This is a genomic window from Ruegeria sp. AI3 (assembly GCF_056541245.1).
The window spans coordinates 1-546 of the sequence record NZ_JBQFYA010000097.1 but is presented as its reverse complement, the minus strand read 5'-3'; the positions used below and the strand labels follow the sequence as shown (position 1 = coordinate 546).

General features: G+C 57.9%; 1 protein-coding gene. It reads right to left on the bottom strand.

The window, feature by feature from the left end:
* The coding region (locus ACRZ95_RS23245) for a Hint domain-containing protein (RefSeq protein WP_480555776.1) at positions 1-546 on the bottom strand (546 nt) is incomplete at both ends.

The window sequence follows — 546 nt, the reverse complement described above, 5'->3', positions numbered from 1 at the left end:
TCTTCATCCACCGCGATACCGGGAATGCCAATCAGGGTGTGGGCGGGAACAAGGATTTCGCTGGCATCGAACATGCGCACTGCGATGGCCGAGCGCACAAGCATCCTGTGCTGCGGGGAGACCAGCAAATCTCGCCGAGGAAGACCGCTGCCCAGACTTCCGGCTGCGATCCGGATCGGGCGCAGTCTTGGCTTGCCAGCCAGATCACGAGAATTTAAAGACCGCGCGCCAATCCAGCGTATGCGCTGCGGGCCATGGTCTTGGGTCAGAACCTCATCCCCGGCACAAAGGGTTTCGATTTCAACATCACCGTCAGGTGTCGCGATAAGCGTTCCGGAGGAAAAACAGGGAACGTCAACAATGGCATCGGGGTCGGTCGTGTCCGGTGCGTTGCTCGGTGTAACGTTGACGATATTCATCGAATACGTCACCCCGGGATCCAGCGGCTCTGAGGTTATGTAGCCTGCAGGGGTTCCTTCAACCTCGACGCGGTACACAGTGATCGTACCACCGCTCGGGTTTGTCAGAATGTAGGATTCTTCCAGA